The sequence below is a fragment of the Szabonella alba genome, assembly GCF_016765775.1.
In the GTDB taxonomy this organism is placed as follows: Bacteria; Pseudomonadota; Alphaproteobacteria; order Rhodobacterales; family Rhodobacteraceae; genus Szabonella; species Szabonella alba.
On record NZ_JAESVN010000001.1, the window covers coordinates 515,540 to 532,088 of the forward strand.

16 protein-coding genes are annotated in these 16,549 nt (G+C 64.1%); 13 read left to right on the top strand and 3 right to left on the bottom strand.

Going from position 1 to position 16,549, the window contains the following annotated elements; all coding sequences use genetic code 11:
• Positions 1–83: 83 nt before the first annotated feature.
• The 8 genes from JL811_RS02390 (at position 84) to phoB (ending at position 7,346) form a co-directional block, all read left to right on the top strand.
• On the top strand, positions 84–392 hold the full coding sequence (locus JL811_RS02390) for a hypothetical protein (RefSeq protein ID WP_202686708.1): 309 nt from the start codon (positions 84–86) through the stop codon (positions 390–392).
• Entirely contained in the window at positions 392–877 is a 486-nt protein-coding gene (locus tag JL811_RS02395) for a phosphatase domain-containing putative toxin (protein ID WP_202686709.1), read from the top strand. Before JL811_RS02390 ends, JL811_RS02395 begins: the two co-directional genes overlap by 1 nt.
• Positions 878–1,165: 288 nt before the next feature.
• Positions 1,166–2,218 carry a substrate-binding domain-containing protein gene (locus tag JL811_RS02400; RefSeq protein ID WP_237684736.1) on the top strand — a complete coding sequence of 351 codons (1,053 nt, stop codon included), beginning with the start codon at positions 1,166–1,168 and terminating at the stop codon, positions 2,216–2,218.
• A 73-nt stretch (positions 2,219–2,291) separates the two neighbouring features.
• Positions 2,292–3,752 carry a phosphate ABC transporter permease subunit PstC gene (gene pstC, locus JL811_RS02405; protein WP_202686711.1) on the top strand — a complete coding sequence of 487 codons (1,461 nt, stop codon included), beginning with the start codon at positions 2,292–2,294 and terminating at the stop codon, positions 3,750–3,752.
• A complete protein-coding gene (pstA, locus tag JL811_RS02410) occupies positions 3,749–5,110 on the top strand; it encodes a phosphate ABC transporter permease PstA (protein WP_202686712.1) in 1,362 nt (453 codons plus the stop codon). The genes pstC and pstA overlap by 4 nt, the downstream gene beginning before the upstream one ends.
• A 13-nt stretch (positions 5,111–5,123) precedes the next feature.
• Positions 5,124–5,921, top strand: a complete 798-nt coding sequence (pstB, locus tag JL811_RS02415; protein ID WP_202686713.1) for a phosphate ABC transporter ATP-binding protein PstB — start codon at positions 5,124–5,126, stop codon at positions 5,919–5,921.
• A 13-nt stretch (positions 5,922–5,934) separates the two neighbouring features.
• Positions 5,935–6,654, top strand: coding sequence for a phosphate signaling complex protein PhoU (gene phoU / locus JL811_RS02420; protein ID WP_202687178.1), 720 nt, complete (start codon positions 5,935–5,937; stop codon positions 6,652–6,654).
• The gene (gene phoB / locus JL811_RS02425) at positions 6,654–7,346 is read left to right on the top strand and encodes a phosphate regulon transcriptional regulator PhoB (protein WP_202686714.1); all 693 of its coding nucleotides are present in this window, start codon (positions 6,654–6,656) and stop codon (positions 7,344–7,346) included. Before phoU ends, phoB begins: the two co-directional genes overlap by 1 nt.
• A 121-nt stretch (positions 7,347–7,467) precedes the next feature.
• Here the strand turns inward: phoB and ychF are convergent, their stop codons facing one another.
• Entirely contained in the window at positions 7,468–8,565 is a 1,098-nt protein-coding gene (gene ychF, locus JL811_RS02430) for a redox-regulated ATPase YchF (protein ID WP_202686715.1), read from the bottom strand.
• 123 nt (positions 8,566–8,688) lie between these two features.
• Here ychF and JL811_RS02435 point away from each other — a divergent pair, with 123 nt between their 5' ends.
• Both JL811_RS02435 and trpA read left to right on the top strand, forming a co-directional pair.
• The gene (locus JL811_RS02435; protein ID WP_202686716.1) at positions 8,689–9,102 is read left to right on the top strand and encodes a VOC family protein; all 414 of its coding nucleotides are present in this window, start codon (positions 8,689–8,691) and stop codon (positions 9,100–9,102) included.
• A gap of 91 nt (positions 9,103–9,193) precedes the next feature.
• Positions 9,194–9,985, top strand: coding sequence for a tryptophan synthase subunit alpha (gene trpA / locus JL811_RS02440; RefSeq protein WP_202686717.1), 792 nt, complete (start codon positions 9,194–9,196; stop codon positions 9,983–9,985).
• Positions 9,986–10,085: 100 nt separating this feature from the next.
• Here trpA and JL811_RS02445 read toward each other — a convergent pair whose 3' ends face one another.
• Positions 10,086–10,997 carry a dihydrodipicolinate synthase family protein gene (locus tag JL811_RS02445; RefSeq protein ID WP_202686718.1) on the bottom strand — a complete coding sequence of 304 codons (912 nt, stop codon included), beginning with the start codon at positions 10,995–10,997 and terminating at the stop codon, positions 10,086–10,088.
• Positions 10,998–11,159: 162 nt separating this feature from the next.
• Between JL811_RS02445 and JL811_RS02450 the strand changes: the two genes are divergently transcribed.
• From JL811_RS02450 to JL811_RS02460, 3 genes are all read left to right on the top strand, one after another.
• Positions 11,160–12,527, top strand: coding sequence for an aspartate aminotransferase family protein (locus JL811_RS02450; RefSeq protein ID WP_420496758.1), 1,368 nt, complete (start codon positions 11,160–11,162; stop codon positions 12,525–12,527).
• A complete protein-coding gene (locus JL811_RS02455) occupies positions 12,524–13,915 on the top strand; it encodes a glutamine synthetase family protein (RefSeq protein ID WP_202686720.1) in 1,392 nt (463 codons plus the stop codon). The genes JL811_RS02450 and JL811_RS02455 overlap by 4 nt, the downstream gene beginning before the upstream one ends.
• Before the next feature lie 121 nt (positions 13,916–14,036).
• On the top strand, positions 14,037–15,206 hold the full coding sequence (locus tag JL811_RS02460; RefSeq protein ID WP_202686721.1) for an alpha-hydroxy acid oxidase: 1,170 nt from the start codon (positions 14,037–14,039) through the stop codon (positions 15,204–15,206).
• A gap of 95 nt (positions 15,207–15,301) precedes the next feature.
• Here JL811_RS02460 and argE read toward each other — a convergent pair whose 3' ends face one another.
• Positions 15,302–16,456 carry an acetylornithine deacetylase gene (argE, locus tag JL811_RS02465; RefSeq protein WP_202686722.1) on the bottom strand — a complete coding sequence of 385 codons (1,155 nt, stop codon included), beginning with the start codon at positions 16,454–16,456 and terminating at the stop codon, positions 15,302–15,304.
• Between the last annotated feature and the right edge of the window lie 93 nt (positions 16,457–16,549).

Below are 16,549 nucleotides of genomic sequence, written 5' to 3' on the forward strand. Positions count from 1 at the left end.
AAGGCTGCGACCTGCGGAAAGCCGCTTTCCCCGGCGGCGGAAACCGCTAGGCTTGGAGCCGACGGAAACAGCGGGTCAGCGCGATGTCGAAGGTGCAATCGGTCCGGTTCATGCTGGTCCTCTGGGCGGTGCTGTTCGGCGGCTCGCTGGTGCTGCGCGCCATGGCCGGGGCCAGTGGCACGCCCGATGGCGCCATCGGGCACGGGCTGGCCGTTGTGGCGGCGCAACTGATGGCGGCGATGGCGGCGGTGATCTGCTGGCGCTTTGCCGGGACGCTGCACGCCGGTCATCCAATGCGCCGTGTGGGGCAGGTGCCGCTGGCGGTGACGCTGCTGGTGCTGTGCTATCTGCTGTGGTCCGTTCTGGGGGCCGCGATGCGGGGAAGGGCGTGATGGAGGGGGAAGCGCCCGGGATCACCACGCTTGCGCTGGCCGGGGGATGGCTGGGGCTGACGGCCTTTCCTGCGCCGGGTGAGGCACTGGCGCGGTTGCTGCACTGGCGACCCGATCTGGTGCTCAGCCTGACCCCGCTGGAGGAAATGGCACTACTGGGCGGTTCGGATCTGCCGCCACGGTTGGCGGCGGGCAAGATCGGCTGGCTTCATCTGCCGGTTGCCGATTTCGGAACGCCCGGCCCCGATGCCGCATGGCCCGTGCTGTCGGCGCGGATCCGGGCGCGGCTGGCAACCGGCGGGCGGGTCGTGATCCATTGCCGCGCGGGATGCGGGCGGACGGGGATGATTGCGCTGCGGCTGATGGTCGAGACGGGCGAGGCGCCCCTGCCTGCACTGGCCCGGCTGCGTGCAGTCCGGCCCTGTGCGGTCGAAACCGATGCGCAATATCGCTGGGCCGCCACTGATCAGCCCGCCACAGGGTGATTCCCCTATGGGGCCGGTACTGCGGTTGCCTGCAGCACCGGCCCCCCGAATCGCCCCGATTCGCGCAGATGAAGCGCAGCATTGCCGGATTTTTGAGGCCAGGCGGGCGTCATCCTGCCGTTGGGTAAGGCATGATTCCCCTTGTTTCCGGCTTCACCCCGTCCGCATTGCGCCCGACAAACCGGCACTTGTCATGGAACCGTTACACGGATGTTGCACAAGGTTCACAGCCCATCATTAGGCAGCGGATCAGGCCACAAGGCTGCCAATGCCAGACAGGAGACTGTGATGACGAATAAGATGCTCACCTCGGCGATTGCGATGATCGCGCTTTCGGCCGGAGCTGCCGCCGCACGCGATCAGGTTCAGATCACCGGTTCCTCGACCGTTCTGCCCTATTCCACCATCGTCGCCGAAGCTTTCGGTGAAAACTTCGATTTTCCCGCACCGGTCGTTGAAGGCGGTGGTTCGGGTGCCGGTCGCGCCAAGATGTGTGAAGGCGTCGGCCCGAACACCGTGGATATCGCCAACTCCTCCTCGCGCATCACGCAGCGCGACCTTGACACCTGCGCCGCGAATGGCGTGGGCGAGGTCATGGAAGTCCGTTTCGGCTATGATGGCATCGTGTTCGCGTCCGACGTGAACGGCGCGGAATTCGCCTTCACGCCCGGCGACCTTTACAACGCAGTCGCGGGTCAGGTCGCCAAGGACGGCGCGATTGTCCCGAACACCTACGCCCAGTGGTCGGAATTCAACACGAATCTGCCCGCCCAGAACATCCTTGTTCTGTCGCCCGGCACCAAGCACGGCACCCGTGAAGTCTATGACGAGCGCGTGATCCTTCTCGGCTGCAAGGAAACCGGCGCTTATGACCTGTTCCTGGCCGTCGCAACCGGGGATGACGACCGTGCCAAGCAGCGCGCCGCCAATGGCGAATGCACCAAGCTGCGCACTGATGGCCGCAATGTCGATATCGACGGCGACTATACCGAGACGCTGGCGCGTCTGGATGCCGACAAGGATGCTGTGGGCGTGTTCGGTCTGTCCTTCTACCAGAACAACACCGACAAGCTGCGTGTGGCCACGATGGGCGGGGTCGTCCCCTCGACGGAATCCATCGCCTCGGGTGAATATCCGGTGTCGCGTCCGCTGTTCTTCTACGTCAAAACGGCGCATCTCGATGTGATCCCGGGCCTGCAGGAATATGTCGAGTTCTTCGTGTCCGATGACATGGCCGGCCCGGATGGTCCGCTGGCGCAATATGGTCTGGTGTCCGACCCGGAACTGGCGGCGACGCAGGCGATGGTCGCTGACCGCACGCCGATGGCTCCGCTGAACTGATCCTGCTGCGGCGTCCCGGTCTGACCGGGACGCCGTTTCCACAATGCCCGATATCCGGGCCGGGGATTTCCTGATGTCGGTTTTCATTCTGATCCTTGCCCTGCTGGTCATCGGACTTGCGGGCTTCGTGCTGTGCCGCGCGCGCGCTGTGGCCTCGGTGCAGGGCAATGTGCGCCAGCTTCACTCGCTGCCGGGCTATCACGGCTGGCATGGGTTCATCATGGGGGTGCTGCCGGGGTTGGCGGTGCTCGTGCTCTGGGTCATCGCCCAGCCGATGGTGATCGAGCGCAACCTGTCGAATTACTTTCCCACCGCACAGTTCGAGGATGCCGCACAGCGCACATTGCTGATGGCCGATGTGCGCCGCGTGGCCGCCGGTCTGGATACCGCCGTGGCCCGGGGCGCGATGAACGCCGAGGAGTCGGTGACGCTGAGCACCGATACAGGATCTGTGCGCGACCGCCTGGCCTCGGTCGGGGTGGCGCTGGGGGCCGAGGTGACGCCGCAGGTGCTGGAGGCCGCACAGGCCTATCGCGCGCAGGCCGCGACTGGGGCGCTGTGGCGCACGGTGCTGACGCTGGCGGTTGCGGGTGTCGCCTTTCTTTGGGCCCTGCGCCTGACGCAGGGCGAATTCCGCGCCCGCAACCGGGTTGAAACCGTGATTCTGGGGCTTCTGATGCTGGCCTCGACCATTGCTATCCTGACAACCATCGGAATTGTGCTGTCGATGTTGTCGGAAACCATCCGCTTTGCCTCGATGTATCCGATTGCGGATTTCTTCTTCGGCCTGACATGGTCACCCAATTTTCAGGGCAACAGCGAACTTGGACTGCTGCCGCTGCTGTGGGGCACGTTGTATATCAGCCTTGTGGCGATGATCGTCGCCGTGCCCATCGGCTTGTTCACCGCGATCTATCTGGCCGAATATGCCTCGGCCCGGGTGCGGTCGGTCGTCAAGCCGCTGATCGAGATCATCGCGGGGATTCCGACCGTCGTGTTCGGCCTGTTCGCGCTGGTCACGGTCGGCCCGCTGATCCGCGACTGGCTGGCCGTGCCCAGCGGTCTGGGATCGTCGGGGTCGTCGGTGATGACCGCCGGTCTGGTGATCGGCATTCTGAACATTCCCTTCATCTCATCGCTGGCCGATGACATCATCAACGCGGTGCCGCAATCGTTGCGCGACGGATCCTATGGCATGGGGGCCACGCGGTCCGAAACCGTGCGGCAGGTGATCCTGCCCGCCGCCCTGCCGGGGATCGTCGGCGCCGTGCTGCTGGCCGCAAGCCGCGCCATCGGTGAGACGATGATCGTCACCATGGGGGCAGGGGCGGCCGCGCGGCTTGACCTCAACCCTTTCGAGGCGATGACCACCATCACCGTGAAGATCGTCAGCCAGCTGACCGGCGATACCGAGTTCAACTCGCCTGAAACGCTGGTCGCCTTCGCCCTTGGCATGACGCTGTTCGTCATCACGCTGGGGTTGAATGTCTTCGCCCTCTACATCGTGCGCAAATATCGGGAGCAATACGAATGACCGACGCGACCGCAGGCGGAATGTCCGCCGGACCCGACCGCAGATCGGCCTCTCTGCTGACCGCCGATCCCCTGATGCGCCGCCGCAATGCGGCCGAAACCCGGTTCCGTCTTTACGGCGTCGCGGCGATCATGATCAGCCTTTCGATGCTGTTCATCATGCTTTGGACGATCTTTTCCGACGGGGTCTCGGCCTTCCGCCAGACCAGCTTGACCATGGCCGTCACACTGGATGCCGAACGGCTGGACCCGCAGGGCAATCGGGCGCGCGATGACATGATGAAGGTCACGACAATCGGCTATACCAACCTTCTGAACGATGCGCTGAAATCCTATATGGAGGCCCGCGGCATCGACACCGGTGAGGTCAGCGACCGCGAGCTTTCGGCCTTCATCTCACGCGATACGCCTGCGCAACTGCGCAATCAGGTCATTGCCAATCCTGATATGCTGGGACAGACGATTGAGGTGAAAGGCTTTGCCACGGGCCGGATCGACGGCTATTTCAAGGGCCGCGTCACGCGGGAGACCGCGCAGGTCGATACCAATATCTCGGTCGCGCAGCTTGAACTGGCCGACCAGATGCGTGAGGCCGGAATCCTGACCGTCGGCTTCAACTGGAAATTCCTGACCAATACCGACGCCTCTGACCAGCGCCCCGAAGCGGCCGGTCTGGGCATCGCGATCATCGGTTCGGCCTATATGATGCTGCTGGTCGCGGTTTTCGTGCTGCCCATCGGGGTTGCCGCCTCGATCTATCTTGAAGAATTCGCGCCCAAGAACCGCTGGACCGATCTGATCGAGGTCAATATCTCGAACCTCGCCGCCGTGCCGTCCATCGTCTATGGGATCCTCGGGCTTGCGATCTTCATCAATTTCGCGAAGTTCCCGCAATCGTCGCCGCTGGTGGGGGCGCTGGTGCTGACGCTGATGACGCTGCCCACGATCATCATCGCGACCCGGGCCGCAATCCGCGCGGTGCCGCCCTCGATCCGCGATGCGGCGCTGGGGATCGGGGCCTCGAAGATGCAGACCGTGTTTCACCATGTGCTGCCGCTGGCCGCCCCCGGCATCCTGACCGGCACCATCCTTGGCCTTGCCTCGGCCCTTGGGGAAACAGCGCCGCTGTTGCTGATCGGCATGGTGGCCTTCGTTGCCAATTACCCCTCGGGACCGCTGGAGGGCGGGATGCTGGAACCCGCGACCGCGCTGCCGGTGCAGGTCTATTCCTGGGCCTCGCGGTCCGATCCGGCCTTCATTGAAAGGTCTTCGGGTGCGATCATCGTGCTTTTGGCCTTCCTGCTGGTCATGAACATCATCGCCATCGTGCTGCGTCGCCGCTTTGAACGCCGCTGGTAAGGACACCAAGATTATGAATGATATGAGAATCGTGGAGAGAGCCGTGGAAACCCGCAACATCAAGATTTCCGCCCGCGGCGTGCAGGTCCATTATGGTGACAAACATGCGCTGCGCGATGTCGATGTGGATATCCTCGACAATACCGTGACCGCCTTCATCGGCCCCTCGGGCTGTGGCAAATCCACCTTCCTGCGCTGTCTGAACCGGATGAATGACACGGTGGCGGTGGCGAAGGTTTCAGGCACGATCCTGCTGGATGGCGAAGATATCTATGACCGCCGCGTCGATCCGGTGCAGTTGCGCGCCAAGGTCGGCATGGTGTTCCAGAAACCGAACCCCTTTCCCAAGTCGATCTATGACAATGTGGCCTACGGCCCGCGTATCCACGGCCTGACCCGCAACAAGGCCGAACTGGATGAGGTGGTCGAAGCCTCGCTGCGCAAGGCGGCGCTGTGGAACGAGGTCAAGGACCGCCTGCAGGAGGGCGGCACGGGTCTGTCGGGCGGCCAGCAGCAGCGGCTTTGCATCGCCCGGGCGATTGCCACCTCGCCCGAGGTTCTGTTGATGGATGAACCCTGTTCGGCGCTGGATCCGATCGCGACCGCGCAGGTCGAGGAATTGATTGACGAATTGCGCGCCAGCTTCTCGGTGGTGATCGTGACCCATTCCATGCAGCAGGCCGCCCGTGTCAGCCAGCGCACGGCGTTTTTCCACCTTGGCAATCTGGTCGAATATGGGGAGACGGGTGCGATCTTCACCAAACCCAGCGATCCGCGCACCGAAAGCTATATCACCGGCCGGATCGGCTGAGGAGGCAGAAATGATGACGACCGAACCCCATATCGCCAGCGCTTTCGACCGCGATCTTGAGGCGATTCAGGCCATGATGCTCAAGATGGGCGGACTGGTGGAGGCCGCACTGCTGGATGCCGCGCAGGCGCTGGAAACCCGCGACGACGATCTGGCCGAACGGGTGCGCCGGGGCGACAAGGCCATCGACGCGCTGGAGGAACAGATCAATATCGAGGCTGCGCGCCTGATCGCGCTGCGCGCACCGACGGCGGGCGATCTGCGCACGGTGCTGACGGTGATGAAGATCGCCGCCAGTCTTGAACGCTGCGGCGACTATGCCAAGAACCTTGCGAAACGGTCGTCGGTCCTGTCGCAGATGTCGCCGATCAGCGGTTCGGCCGGGGCGATCCGGCGCATGGCCAAGGCGGTCGAAGTGCTGCTGCGTGAATCGCTGGACAGTTTCGTGCAGCGCGATGCGCGGCTGGCGGCGGATGTGCGGCTGCGCGATGCGGAAGTGGACCAGATGTATAACGCGCTGTTCCGCGAGTTCCTGACCCATATGATGGAAGACCCGCGCAACATCACCGCCTGCATGCATCTGCATTTCATCGCCAAGAATATCGAACGCGTGGGCGACCATGCAACCGGGATTGCGGAACAGGTGATCTATCTGGTCTCGGGTGCATTGCCCGAAGAGGCGCGGCCCAAGGATGACCGCACCTCGACCGCGTTGCCACCGGGGGCGAAGTGATGTCGCCCGCCAGCCAACCCACGGTCCTGCTGGTCGAGGATGAGCCGGCGCAACGCGAGGTCCTGTCCTACAACCTTGAGGCAGAGGGCTTCCGCGTCGTGCAGGCCGTGGATGGCGAGGAGGCCATGCTGATGGTCGAGGAAGCCACGCCCGACATCATCGTGCTGGACTGGATGCTGCCCAATGTCTCGGGCATCGAGGTTTGTCGTCGGCTGAAGATGAACCCCGAAACCCGCGGCATCGCGATCATCATGCTGTCGGCCCGGGCCGAAGAGGTGGACCGGGTGCGCGGGCTTGAAACCGGGGCGGATGACTATGTCATCAAACCCTATTCCGTGGTCGAACTGATGGCGCGGGTGCGTGCGCAACTGCGCCGGACGCGCCCCTCGACCGTGGGGCTGGTGCTGGAATTCGGCGATATCCGTCTCGATACCGAAACCCACCGGGTCTATCGCGCCGACAAGGTGCTGAAACTGGGACCGACCGAGTTTCGTCTGCTGACGACCTTCATGGAGAAACCGGGCCGGGTCTGGAGCCGCGACCAGTTGCTGGACCGGGTCTGGGGCCGCGATATCTATGTCGATACGCGCACGGTGGATGTCCATATCGGCCGTTTGCGCAAGGTGCTGATGCAGCATGGCGGCGAGGATCCGCTGCGCACGGTGCGCGGTGCGGGTTATGCGCTGGGGTGAAGCCGTGATCCTTGGCTGAACGGGGCAGGGGGGCTGTCTGCCCCCCTCGGATTTGCAAGACGCAAATCCTCACCCCCCGAGGATATTTCCGGACAGAAAAAGCGCGCGCCGGAAGGCTGGATCAGCCGCTGAACAGGAAATGCAGCACGTCGCCGTCCTTGACCTCATAGGTCTTGCCCTCGACGCGGAATTTCCCGGCTTCCTTGGCGCCTGTTTCACCCTTGCCCGCGATGTAATCATCATAGGCCACGGTTTCGGCGCGGATGAAGCCCTTTTCAAAGTCGCCATGAATCACGCCTGCCGCTTGCGGGGCCAGCATGCCTTTGGTGATCGTCCAGGCGCGGGCCTCTTTCGGACCGACGGTGAAATAAGTCTGCAATCCCAAAAGCTGATAACCCGCGCGGATCAGACGGTCGAGCCCGGCCTCTTCCAGCCCCATCTCGGTCAGGAACATTTCGGCCTCATCGGCGGAAAGCTGGCTGATCTCTTCCTCGATCCGGGCAGAAATCACCACGCTGCCTGCGCCCTGTGCGGCGGCCATTTCGGCCACGCGGGCGGATTGGCTGTTGCCTGATCCGGCCGAAGCCTCTTCGACATTGCAGACATAGAGAACCGGTTTCGAGGTCAGAAGCTGCAACAGCCGCCAGTTGCGCAGATCATCCGGGGCGACATCGACCGTGCGGGCGGGGCGGCCGCTTTCCAGCGCCTTCTGCGCCACGGCCAGCAGTCGGTCCTGATCGGCGGCTTCCTTGTCATTGCCCTTCAGCTTGCGCGCAAGATTGGCGCGGCGGCGTTCAATCGAGTCGAGATCGGCCAGCATCAGTTCGGTCTCGATGGTCTCGGCATCGGCCACGGGGTCGATCCGGCCCTCGACATGGGTGATATCGCCATCCTCAAAGCAGCGCAGCACATGGGCGATGGCATCACATTCGCGGATATTGGCCAGAAACTGGTTGCCCAGCCCCTCACCCTTGGAGGCGCCACGCACCAGCCCGGCAATATCGACAAAGGTCATCCGCGTCGGGATGATCTGTTTCGATCCGGCAATCGCGGCCAGCTTTTCCAGCCGCCCGTCGGGCACGGCCACATCGCCGACATTCGGCTCGATCGTGCAGAAGGGGAAATTGGCAGCCTGCGCTGCCGCCGTGCGGGTCAGTGCGTTGAACAGCGTCGATTTGCCGACATTCGGCAGACCCACGATTCCCATTCTGAATCCCATGACGCATCCCCTTGCAAAACTCCGCCGCTACATAGGCGGACGGGCGTTCCTGCGCAAGCAAGGGCTTTACCGGCGCGGGGAGTTGCAGTTAAAGTTGATATCAACATTATTTCGGAGGATCCCATGCGCATAACCCCCTATCTGCATTTTGAAGGCGGCTGCGAAGCGGCGATGTCCTTTTATGCCGCCACATTCGGCGCAGCCCTGCCCGAGTTCTTCCGCTTTTGCGACATTCCCGGCGGTTCGCCCGAAATGGCCGCTTCCCGCAAGATCTGCCATGTCAGCCTGACCCTGCCCGGGGGCGGAGAATTGTTCGCATCGGATTTCCCGCCGGGTGTGGCGGGCGATGCGCAAAAGGCGGTTTCGGTGCATCTGTCCCTGCCGACAGTGGCCGAGGCGCAGGCGCTGTTTGTCGGATTGTCCGAAGGGGGCGACGGGATCATGCCCTTCGCGCCCACCTTCTGGTCGCAGGGCTTCGGCATGGTGCGGGACCGGTTCGGCACGCATTGGATGGTTTCAGGTCCCGAGGTGGGCTGACCACCCTGCGCGTCCTGTTCCTGCCGCGCGCATGGCTTGCCTTTTCAGGCAGGCTGCCGCATGACGGTGGGATCAGAGCCGGAGGAAACCCTTGACCCGCATCGACCAGACATTCGCCCGCCTGCGTGCCGAGGGACGCAAGGCTTTCGTGTCCTATATCATGGCCGGAGATCCCGATACCGCGACCTCGCTTGCCGTGATGAAGGGCTTGCCGGGGGCCGGGGTGGATATCATCGAACTGGGCATGCCCTTCACCGATCCGATGGCTGATGGCCCGACGATTCAGCTGGCCGGGCAGCGCGCGCTGGACGCAGGCCAGACGCTGGAAAAGACGCTGGCCATGGCTGCGGAATTTCGCAAGGGCGATGACCGCACGCCGCTGGTGATGATGGGCTATTACAACCCGATCTATTCGCGCGGTGTGGACCGCTTTCTGACCGATGCCAAGGCGGCGGGAATTGACGGTCTGATCGTGGTGGACCTGCCGCCCGAGGAAGACGACGAATTGTGCATTCCGGCGCAGAAGGCGGGCCTGAACTTCATCCGGCTGGCCACGCCGACGACCGATGATGCGCGCCTGCCGAAAGTGCTGCAGAACACTTCGGGCTTTGTCTATTACGTCTCGATCACCGGGATCACCGGGGCGGCGGCGCCTGAGGCCGCCGATGTCGCGCCCGAAGTGGCGCGGATCAAGGCCGCGACCGATCTGCCGGTGATCGTGGGCTTCGGCATCACCACACCGGAGGCGGCCGAGGCCATTGCGGGCATCGCGGATGGCTGCGTCGTCGGTTCCGCCATCGTCAAGGATATCGGTGAGGGCAGGCCGGTGGCCGAGGTTCTGGCCCGTGTCGCAGCCCTTGCCGAAGGCGCGCATCGGGGCTGAAATCCGGCATTTGTGGCGGCGCCTCCCGCAGGTGCGCGCAATTGAAAAGGCCCGGCACTGCCGGGCCTGATTTTTTTGGGTCTGGTCAACTCAGGAAGCCTTACTTACCCCAGTTCAGCACCAGCGGATCCAGTGGCCGCAGGATATCCAGCAATGCCGCGCGCGTATCGGGATGCAAGGGCTGGATCGGGTGGCGCGAGAAGTCCGATTTGATGACCCCGCCCGCCATCATCGCTGCCTTGGCCGAGCGGAAACCGCATTGCCGGTTCTCGAAATTCACCGCCGGAAGGATGCGGTTATAGGCGGCTTCGGCCTCGGGTTTGCGGCCCGCATACCAATGGGTCAGCACCGGCTTGATCTGGTCGGAAATCATGGCCGAGGTCATCGAGCCGGTCGCGCCGGCCTGAAGATCGGCCAGCAGGGTGATCGCCTCTTCACCGTCGAACGGGCCCTCGATCGCATCGCCACCTTCGGCGATCAAGGCGCGCAGCTTGGCGGCGGCCTGCGGCACCTCGATCTTGAACAGTTTCACCATCTCGATTTCGCGCGCCATCCGCACCAGCAGCGGCACCGGCAGATCGACGCCCGCCAGCGGCGCATCCTGCACCATGATCGGGATGCCGACGCGGCCCACGGCCTCAAACTGTTCAAAGCTTTGCTGTGCCGTGCCTTTCAGCAGCGCGCCGTGATAGGGCGGCATCATCATGACCATGGCCGCGCCCAGATCCTTGGCCAGTTTCGCGCGCTCCACCACAATCGGGGTGGCAAAATGGCTGATTGTCACGATGACCGGAACGCGGCCCGCGACATGATCAAGGCACAGCCGTGTCAGCGCCTCGCGCTCGGCATCCGAGATCAGGAACTGTTCCGAGAAATTGGCAAGAATGCAGATCCCGTCCACGCCCTGATCAATCATCAGGTCCAGAACGCGGCGCATCCCGGGCAGATCAAGCGTGCCATCCTCATGGAAGGGGGTAGGGGCTACGGGCCAGATGCCGGTATAACGGGCCATGGGGTTTTCCTCCTCGGTGAATCGTGTCGCTGCATGGCATAGCAGGTTCGGAGGGTTCTGGTATACCAAATTTGCAGCCCGACGCGCCCGATGGACGCCGACCCCCGCTTGGATATAGTCAGGTGGCAGAAATTGCGGGGCAGGTTTGGCGGGGCGGTGACGGTGGATCAGATTGCAGGAATTGACAGCGGACGGTTGCGGGCCTTTGCCCGGGCCGAGGCCGCGCGCTTTGCAGCACAGCGCCCGCAGACACGCGCGGCACTGGAGGCCGGGGCGGATGCCTTTCTGGACCGGGTGCCGATGCATTGGATGCGCGACTGGCCAATGCCCTTTCCGCTGCTGGTGAAAACGGCCAGGGGCGCGCGGCTGGAGGATCTGGACGGGTTCGGGATCGACGATTTCTGTCTGGGCGATACCGGGTCGATGTTCGGCCATTCGCCGCCCCCCGTGGCGCGCGCGATCCGCAAACAGGCGCGGCGCGGCCTGACCTATATGCTGCCGACCGCAGCGGCGCTGGAGGCGGGGCGGCTGCTGTCGGATGTGTTTGGCGCCTTCCGCTGGCAGGTGGCGACTACCGCGACCGATGCCAACCGCTTTGCCATCCGGGTGGCGCGGGCGGTGACGGGGCGGGCGAAGATCCTTGTCTTCAACGGCTGCTATCATGGCACGGTCGATGATGTGATGGTTGCGTTGCAGGACGGGCGCACCGTGGCGCGGCCGGGGCTGGTGGGGCAGGTCGCGGATCTGACGGCGGGGGCCGTCGCGGTGGAATTCAACGATCTGGCGGCGGTCGAGGCGGCGCTGGCGGGGGGTGAGGTGGCGGCGATCCTGACCGAGCCGGTGATGACCAATTCCTGCATGGTGCTGCCCGAACCGGACTTTCTGCAGGGTTTGCGCGCGGCGGCGGACCGGCATGGCGCGCTGCTGATCGTGGATGAGACGCATACGATATCGTCCGGGCTGGGCGGCTATGCGCGGGGACAGGGCCTGCGCGCCGATATTCTGGTGGTCGGCAAATGCGTGGCGGGGGGCCTACCCTGCGCGGTCTGGGGCCTGTCGGATACGGTGGCGGCGCGGTTTCACGTCTATGATGCCGCGCGCGCGCCGGGCCATTCCGGCATGGGCACCACGCTGTCGGCCAATCCGCTGCAATTCGCGGCGCTGCGGGCCACTCTGGCCGAGGTGATGACACAGGCGAATTACGCAAGGATGGAGCGGCGCGCGGCGCGGCTGGCCGAGGGGCTGACGCGGGTGATCGCCGCCCATGGCCTGCCCTGGCATGTGGTGCGCGTGGGCGCGCGGGTGGAATTCATCTGCGCGCCGGGGCCCTTGCGCAACGGAACCGAGGCCGCCGCCGCCCATCAGCCGGAACTTGAGGCCGCACTGCATGTCGGGCTGGTCAATCGCGGCTGCCTGATCGCGCCGTTTCACAACATGATGCTGGCCAGCCCGGTGACGACCAAGGCGCAGGTTGACCGCCTGATCGCCGCTTTCGATGAAATCCTGACCGAATTGACGAGGCAAGAATGACTGATGCAGCAAGCCCCTCGGGCAGCAGCCCGGCCGAGGCCGAAGCCTTCCTAGCGGCCCATCCCGATATTGAGGCGGTGGATATCGTCTTGCACGATTCGAACGGAATTGGCCGGGGAAAGATCATTCGGCGCCATGAGCTTTTGTCGTTTTACAACAATGGACGGCATTTGCCGATTTCGATTCTGGGCCTCGACATCTGCGGCGAGGATGTCCATGAAACCGGGCTGATCTGGGATCAGGGCGATGGTGATCTGCGGGCCTGGCCGGTCCCCGGCACCTTGACGCGGCTGCACAATACCAATCCGCCCCGGGCCGAGGTGTTCATGTCGCTCTATGATCTGGACGGGGCGCCGATGACATCTGACCCCCGTCACGCACTGGCGCGGCAGGTCGCGGCGCTGGCGGCGGAAGGGTTGCATCCCGCCGGGGCGTTTGAACTGGAATTCTTCCTGCTGGACAAGGAGCGCGGCCCGGATGGCCGGGTGCGTCCGGCGCGCGATGTGCTGGACGGGCGCAGCAGCGACAAGACCGAGGTCTATTCCGTCGATCACCTGCACGGGATGCTGCCGCTGTTTTCTGATATCTACAAAGGCGCGGAACTGGCGGGCATCACCGCCGAGACGCTGATCTCGGAATATGCGCCGGGCCAGTATGAACTGACGCTGAATTACCGCAGCGATGTGATGCAGGCGGCGGATGATCTGATGCGGCTGAAACGCATCGTGCGGGCGCAGGCGCGGGCGCATGGGGTGACGGCCTGTTTCATGGCCAAACCTGTGGAGGACTATGCCGGATCGGGTATGCATTTCCATGTGTCCATGCAGGACAAGGCCGCGCGCAATGTCTTCATCGAGGCGCAGGAGGGGGAATGGTCCCCGATGATCCTGCACGCCCTTGGCGGGCTGCGCGCGACGATGGGGGAATCGATGCTGGTCTTTGCGCCGCATGCCAATTCATGGCGGCGCTTTGCCAGCCAGTCCTATGCGCCGGTTTCGCCCTCATGGGGGGTGAACAACCGCTCCGTCGCGCTGCGCATCCCGGCGGGCGATATCAAGGCGCGGCGGATCGAGCATCGTCCGGCCGGGGTGGATGCCAATCCCTATCTGGTGGCGGCAACCGTGCTGGCGGGTATCCGTCACGGGCTGGCGCATCGCATTGATCCGGGGCCCGAGACAACCGGCAACGGCTATGAAGGGTCGGATGATCTGCCGATGCCCGCCGACTGGCGCGAGGCGATCCGCGCGGCACAGGGATCAGCCTTTCTGAAGGATGCGCTGGGGCCGGACATGCACCGCACCTTCTGCGCGATCAAGGCGGCGGAACAGGCCCGGGTGGCGCGCACCATTTCGGGCGTGGATTACGATCTGTATCTGCATACGGTCTGATCCCCGCAACGGGATGTGAGGGGCGGACAAGCGGATTGCGCGGGCAGGCCTGAATTGGTAAGCCGATTTTACCAATACCCTGTTCCGCCCACCCCTCTGCCCCTGTCCAAGGACCGCCGCCATGCCCGTCATCACCGAAATCGCCGATCTCAAGCGCATCTACAAGCGGCGCGTGCCGAAGATGTTCTACGATTACGCGGAAAGCGGCAGCTATACCGAACAGACCTTCCGCGCCAATACCGAGGATTTCGCGAAGATCCTGCTGAAGCAGAAGGTCGCGGTCGACATGTCGGGCCGCAGCACCGAAAGCACGATGATCGGCGAAAAGGTGTCGATGCCGGTGGGACTTGCACCGGTCGGTCTGACGGGAATGCAATCGGCGGATGGGGAAATCAAGGCGGCCCGCGCGGCCGAGAAATTCGGCGTGCCCTTCACGCTGTCGACGATGTCGATCTGTTCCATCGAGGATGTGGCGGCCCATACGACCAAACCCTTCTGGTTTCAGGTCTATACGTTGAAGGATGAGGATTTCATGCGCCGCCTGTTCGAACGCGCGCGGGCGGCGAATTGTTCGGCCATCGTCATCACCGTCGATCTGCAGCTTCTGGGCCAGCGGCACAAGGATCTGAAGAACGGTCTGTCGGCACCCCCGAAATTCACCCTGAAATCCATGGCCAATCTTGCGACCAAGGTCGGTTGGGGGCTTGAGATGCTGGGCACCAAGCGGCGGTTCTTCGGCAATATCGTGGGCCACGCCAAGGGCGTCACCGACCCCTCCAGCCTGTCAAGCTGGACGGCGGAAGCCTTCGATCTGACACTGGACTGGAAGCGGATCGCGCGGTTCAAGGAAATGTGGGGCGGCAAGGTGATCCTGAAGGGCATCATGGATGCCGAGGATGCAAAGATGGCGCTGTCGGTCGGGGCGGATGCGATTGTGGTGTCCAACCATGGCGGGCGGCAGCTTGATGGCGCGCTGTCCTCGATCCGTGCCCTGCCGCGTATCGTCGATGCGGTGGGCGACAAGGTGGAAATCCATATGGACAGCGGCATCCGGTCTGGTCAGGACGTGCTGAAGGCGCTGGCGCTTGGGGCCAAGGCCACTTATGTCGGCCGGTCCTTCGTCTACGGTCTGGGCGCGATGGGCGAGGCCGGGGTGACCAAGTCACTTGAGGTGATCCGCAAGGAACTCGACATCACCATGGCGCTATGCGGGGAACGCGACGTCAAGGCGCTTGGGCGTCACAACCTGCTGATCCCCAAAGGGTTTGAGGGCGACTGGCAGGACGGCTGATCTTTTTCTGTCCCTCATTGTCCGGGGGGGAGGCGCGGAACGCGACGGGGGGCAGCGCCCCCCACCTTGACCCCCGAACCCTGCCGCCCGCCGGGTCAGAACCCCGCGACGCAGCGTTCGGTCAGCCGGGCCAGCATCTCCTCGCAGCGGTCGATCTCGCTGTCTTCGATGAATTCGTCGGGCGTATGGCCCTGCGTCATCGCGCCGGGACCGCAGACCACGGTGGGCAGGCCCAGCCGTTCGGCGAACATGCCGCCCTCGGTGCCATAGGACACCTTGCCGTGCGAATTGCCCCCGGTCAGCGATTTGACGAAGCCCACGACATCGGCATCGGGGGCGGTGCCCAGCCCGGGATAATCCCAAAGCCGTTCGATCGTGATTGCGGCCTCGGGGAAGGTTTCCCGCAGGGGCGCGGTGATCGCGGATGCGCGCCGTTCCAGCTCGGCGATCAGCAGCGCCGGATCATGCCCGGCCAGTGACCGTATTTCCATGTCGATCACGGTCTGATGCGCCACGACATTGACCTGCACCCCACCGCTGATCTTGCCGACATGCAGCGTGGTATAGGGCACGATATAATCGGGGTCGAAAGGGCCATCACTGGCAATCTGGGACTGCAGGTCACGCACCGCCCCGATGAAATCGGATGCCAGATGGATCGCGTTCAGGGCCAGCGGTGCCGCCGAGGAATGGCCGCCCCGCCCGGTGCAGGTGACGCGCAGCGCGACCTTGCCCTTATGGCCGATGGCGGCCTCCATGCTGGTCGGCTCGCCCACGATGCAGAGACGCGGCTGCACCGCCCAGCCCTTCATCGCGTCAATCATGGACCCGACACCGCGACAGCCCACTTCCTCGTCATGCGACAGCGCAAGGATCAGTGGCACCTGCAGGTCGCGGCCCTTCGCGTCGATCACCGCGCGGATGGCGCAGGCGACGAAAGCCTTCATATCGGTGGTGCCGCGCCCGTAAAGCCGGCTGCCCTCGCGCGTCAGTCGGAAGGGCGGGCGCGTCCAGTCCTGCCCCTCGACCGGGACGACATCGACATGGCCCGACAGGATGACGCCGGGGCGGTCGGCGGGGCCTATGACGGCCCAGAGATTGGCCTTTTCCCCGGTCGGGTCGGGGATCAGATGGCTGTCGATGCCATGCTGCGCCAGATGGTCCCGGACAAAGCCGATCAGGTCGAGATTGGAACGATGGCTGACCGTGTCAAAGGCGATCAGCCGGTCAAGAAGGGCGCGGCTGTCCATGGGGGCTCCTGCTGATTTGTCCCTGTTCTAGCGGATCGGGGCGCGACCCGGAAGGGCAGGCGTGGCGCGGGCTGTGGTTTCGGATGCCTCCTG

Excerpts from the sequence above, each read along its gene's own strand:
- phoU (WP_202687178.1), top strand. The coding sequence starts at position 5,935 with ATGACGACCGAACCCCATATCGCCAGCGCTTTCGACCGCGATCTTGAG.
- JL811_RS02455 (WP_202686720.1), top strand. The coding sequence starts at position 12,524 with ATGACTGATGCAGCAAGCCCCTCGGGCAGCAGCCCGGCCGAGGCCGAA.
- pstB (WP_202686713.1), top strand. The coding sequence starts at position 5,124 with ATGAATGATATGAGAATCGTGGAGAGAGCCGTGGAAACCCGCAACATC.
- argE (WP_202686722.1), bottom strand. The coding sequence starts at position 16,456 with ATGGACAGCCGCGCCCTTCTTGACCGGCTGATCGCCTTTGACACGGTC.
- JL811_RS02390 (WP_202686708.1), top strand. The coding sequence starts at position 84 with ATGTCGAAGGTGCAATCGGTCCGGTTCATGCTGGTCCTCTGGGCGGTG.
- pstC (WP_202686711.1), top strand. The coding sequence starts at position 2,292 with ATGTCGGTTTTCATTCTGATCCTTGCCCTGCTGGTCATCGGACTTGCG.
- JL811_RS02460 (WP_202686721.1), top strand. The coding sequence starts at position 14,037 with ATGCCCGTCATCACCGAAATCGCCGATCTCAAGCGCATCTACAAGCGG.
- JL811_RS02435 (WP_202686716.1), top strand. The coding sequence starts at position 8,689 with ATGCGCATAACCCCCTATCTGCATTTTGAAGGCGGCTGCGAAGCGGCG.
- JL811_RS02395 (WP_202686709.1), top strand. The coding sequence starts at position 392 with ATGGAGGGGGAAGCGCCCGGGATCACCACGCTTGCGCTGGCCGGGGGA.
- JL811_RS02400 (WP_237684736.1), top strand. The coding sequence starts at position 1,166 with ATGACGAATAAGATGCTCACCTCGGCGATTGCGATGATCGCGCTTTCG.
- phoB (WP_202686714.1), top strand. The coding sequence starts at position 6,654 with ATGTCGCCCGCCAGCCAACCCACGGTCCTGCTGGTCGAGGATGAGCCG.
- pstA (WP_202686712.1), top strand. The coding sequence starts at position 3,749 with ATGACCGACGCGACCGCAGGCGGAATGTCCGCCGGACCCGACCGCAGA.
- ychF (WP_202686715.1), bottom strand. The coding sequence starts at position 8,565 with ATGGGATTCAGAATGGGAATCGTGGGTCTGCCGAATGTCGGCAAATCG.
- JL811_RS02445 (WP_202686718.1), bottom strand. The coding sequence starts at position 10,997 with ATGGCCCGTTATACCGGCATCTGGCCCGTAGCCCCTACCCCCTTCCAT.